At 74.8% G+C, this 3,553-nt stretch carries 1 protein-coding gene and 1 pseudogene; one reads left to right on the forward strand and one right to left on the reverse strand.

Annotated features, from left to right (window positions below; genetic code table 11):
* The coding region (locus CIK81_RS18680; RefSeq protein ID WP_346218065.1) for a UvrD-helicase domain-containing protein at positions 1-548 on the reverse strand (548 nt) is incomplete at its 3' end.
* A gap of 2,275 nt (positions 549-2,823) precedes the next feature.
* On the opposite strand from CIK81_RS18680, the pseudogene CIK81_RS18405 reads away from it, so the two are divergent.
* A pseudogene (locus CIK81_RS18405) lies at positions 2,824-3,553 on the forward strand (DNA helicase); the annotation flags it as partial.

The following is a 3,553-nucleotide window of genomic DNA, read 5'->3' on the forward strand; positions in this document are numbered from 1 at the left end:
GGGAGGGGGAGAACGTGCTCGAGATCCGGTTCGCCTCTCCGTTGCGCACGGCCCGTGAGCGCCACCTCGGCGACGGAGCGCGGCAGGAGGCTGCGCAGCCGGTCCGCGGCATCCGGGAGGGCGCCGCGGAAGGTGTCCACGGCGGCGTCGGGGCAGCTGCTCACGAGCACGCGGGCACCGGCCCCGGCGAGCGCGGCCACCAGGGCGATTCCGGCGGTCGTGAGGTCCTGGGCGTCGTCGACGACCACGTGGTCGAAGGGCGCCGCCGTGCGCGGATCCTCGAGCAGCCGCGCCGCCCGGCGCACCAGCCCGCCGGAATCCAGGCGCGGCCCGGCGTCCAGGGCTGCGGAGGCCTCCAGGTCGAGCACGCCGAGGTAGTCCCGCAGGATCGCGGCCGCATCGCACCAGGCGGGCCGGTAGCGCTCGCGGCCCAGCCGGTCGAGGTCCGTCGGGGTGTGTCCCAGCGCGGTCGCGCGGGTGATCAGATCGCGCAGCTCCGTGCGGAAGCCGGGAGGGTGCGGGCGCCGGGATCGACCTCGAGGTTCCACCCGTCCCTCCCGGCGAGCAGCTCGGCGAGCAGGGCGTCCTGCCCGGCGCCGGGGACGAGGGTGGGCTCTCCCAGACCCGGGCGAGGTCGTCGGCGAGCGCGATCGCATGGCCGAGCGCGGGCGGGGTCATCGCCCGGCACTCGGCGGCACCGCCGGCACGGGCTCGATGCGCGTCGCGCAGCAGCGGCCGGCGGCCAGTCGGCGGCGGGCAGCAGCAGCGTCCGCTCCCCCGCCCGCGGCCGCGGCCGAAGCGCGAGCGCGGTGCGCCCGCTGGACGGGCCGCCGTGGACAACATCGGCTCCCGACTCGAACAGCTCGACGCCACGGAGCTGGGTGAGGTCACCTCCTCCCGGCTCGCGCACGTCGGGCAGCCGCGGAGCGGTCCGGACCGGCGACGCTCTCGGATCCCCTCGCCCGCTTCGCGTGTATGCAGCTCGCCATTGGCTCCATTGCACCTCACCGGGCTGTACACCCGAACCCCGTCTGCGTGCCGGGCCTGTCGCGGTAAGAGTGGCTCTGAACTCCACGACAGCCCCGATCGCGAGGAGGTCGGCCCATGTCATCCTCAACGACCACCCCCGGCTGTCCGGCGAGCTGCTCGCAGGACCGCTCGAGCAGAGCTGCTGGACCCACGCAACCCTCTTCGCCGAGAGCGGGCTACCGCAACGGGAGCGCTCCCCGTGAGACTCCCCGGAGCGGCGGGTCACCAAGTCCGTGCTGTACCAGCACTTCAGCTCCAAGGAGACGCCGGTCAACGTCTGGGCGTCGAGCCGAGAAATCCTGGACGGCACGAGCTGCTGGCGGTGGGTCCCGCTCGGATCGGAGCTTCACGGGGAGCGCCTCGTTGCCGGTGCACCTCGAGCGCGTTCTGGCACGGTCTTGTACTCCGATGAAGTGCTCGATCGTAGCGCAGCCGCCCGGCAAGTCGTTCCCTCGGGTCGCCTCGGCATCGCCCGTGGGCCCTCGTTCCAGCAGCTTCGCTCGGCGAGACGTCGAGACCTCGACGTACGAGCGTCTCATTGGAGCTGAACGTGCTGCGTACAGCACGGGCTTGGGACCCGACGCTCCGGCGAGTGTCGTCCATCGAGGTCCCGTGGGGAGCCCGCTCGGTGAAGACCACGTCGGTGGCGAGGTCCAGCACCTGCGAGCGCCGCGTTGCGCCGCGGCATTTGCGCGGGTGGTGGTTGAGGATGCAGATCGGGGCGACCTCAGGACGGGCTGGACTGGTTCGAGTGAGTCCGAGCACTCTACCGCGACTGCCGGACACGCAGACGTCGGCGCTGTCAGCCCCGCGGAGGTGGCAATGGAGCAATGGCAGCTGCATACACGCGAACGGGCGAGGGATCCGAGGCGTGGCTCGAAGCGGCCGATCCGGACCGCTCCGCGGCTGACCGACGTGCGCGAGCCGGAGGAGCTGACCACTAGCTCCGCGCGCGCACGCTGCTTCATAGTCGTGGAGCCGATGCCTCGTCCACGGCGGCCCATCCAGCGGGCGCCCGCGCTCGCGCTGGGCCTGCGGCCCGGGCGGGGGAGCGGACGCTGCTGATGGCCCGCCGACTGGCCGGCGCCGGCCGCTCGCGACCGCTCGCCGTGCACGGTGCCGGCGAGAGGTCCCGGGCTATGACCCCGCCCGCGCCGGCCATGCGTCGCGCGCGCGACGCCCTCGCCCGCGGGTCTGGGGAGAGCCACCCTCGCTCGCGCCGGCGCGGCTGGAACGCCCTGCTCCGCGGAGCTGCTTGATCGCCGGGAGGGACGGGTGGAACCTCGAGGTCGATCCCGGCGCCCGCACCCTTCCCGGCTTCCGCACGGAGCTGCGCGATCTGATCACCCGCGCGACCGAGCTGGGACTCACCCGACGGACTCGACCGGCTGGGCCGCGAGCGCTACCGGCCGCCTGGTGCGATGCGGCGCGATCCTGCGGACTACCTCGGCGTGCTCGACCTGGAGGCCTCCGCAGCCCTGGACGCCGGGCCGCGCCTGGATTCCGGCGGGCTGGTGCGCCGGGCGGCGCGGCTGCTCGAGGATCGCGCACGGCGGCGCCCTTCGACCACGTGGTCGTCGACGACGCCCAGGACCTCACGACCGCCGGAATCGCCTGGTGGCCGCGATCGCCGGGGCCGGTGCCGCGTGCTCGTGAGCAGCTGCCCGACGCCGCCGTGGAACCTTCCGCGGCGCCCTCCCGGATGCCGCGGACCGGCTGCGCAGCCTCCTGCCGCGCTCGTCGCCGGGTGGCGCTCACGGGCTGCCAAGGGATGGCCCGGGGATCACCGCCGGGGTGGACTCGCTGCGCGGCCGGCTCCCGCCTGGCCGGGGCGCCCGCCGCGAACCGTGCGCCGGGCGCGGCGGGCGCCGGCTCTCCTGCTGCCGTCTGCAGGCCGACGACCCGCTGGACGAGGCCCGCCTCATCGGCTCCGCGCTGCGGGACCTCCACCATCGCGAGCAGGTCGAGTACGACGACATGGCCGTGGTGTGCCGCTCCGGCGCGGCCGTGGCCGATGTCGCCGACCTCCTCTCCCGCACCGGCCTGCCCGTGCGGGTGCCACGACGCCCGCAGCCGCTGCGCGAGGTGCCCGCCGTCGCTGATCTGCTGACCCTTCTCGAGATCGGTCTCGCCCCCGACGACGCCCCGCTGGATCCACGGGTCGCGGACCAGCTGCTGCGCGGGCCCTTCGGGGACGCGGACACGCTGCGTCTGCGGCGCATCCGACGCCTGCTGCTCGGCGCCCGCCGCGAGCTCGACCCGACCGAGGAGACGCCCAGCGAGACGCTGCTCGCGCAGGCACTGGTGGACGAAGAGGTGCCCGGGCTCCCGGACGCCGCCGCGAGGGACCGGGCGGCCGCGCCCGTGCACCGGGTGCGCTCCATGATCCGTGCGGTCCGGGAGCACCGCGACGCCCCTGCCGAGCAGGTGCTCTGGCAGGCCTGGGACGCCGCACAGCTGGCCGGGGGCTGGCGCCGCGCCGCGATCGGCGCGGGCGTCTCCTCAGGGGCGGCTCGCGAGGAAC

It is taken from the genome of Brachybacterium sp. JB7 (genome assembly GCF_003335205.1).
Classification (GTDB): Bacteria; Actinomycetota; Actinomycetes; order Actinomycetales; family Dermabacteraceae; genus Brachybacterium; species Brachybacterium alimentarium.